Genomic DNA, 267 nt, shown 5'->3' on the forward strand with positions numbered 1-267 from the left:
CCATATTGTAAACATGCGAAAAATAACGGTATCCAATGATTTTTTTGCCGAAGTGGCCAAGGCTTTAAGGCAAGGGCAGACGGTGAGGCTGCTTATTGGCGGGCAAAGCATGTATCCCTTTATCAGAGGGGGGATAGACCTCGTGGAAGTAGTTCCTTGTCCTCCGGATGGGGAACTTCCTGTCTGGTGCTGTCCTTTTTATCAGTGGGAAGGCCGGTATATGATTCATCGGTATATAGGCCGTGAAGGTGATGACTGTCTGATGCT

Annotated in this window: 1 pseudogene; it reads left to right on the top strand. The window is 48.3% G+C overall.

Annotated features, from left to right (window positions below):
- Positions 1–13: 13 nt before the first annotated feature.
- Positions 14–267 (top strand): annotated as a pseudogene (locus DW182_RS21935) (hypothetical protein); the annotation flags it as partial.

Source organism: Bacteroides sp. AM16-24 (assembly GCF_003471885.1).
In the GTDB taxonomy this organism is placed as follows: Bacteria; Bacteroidota; Bacteroidia; order Bacteroidales; family Bacteroidaceae; genus Bacteroides.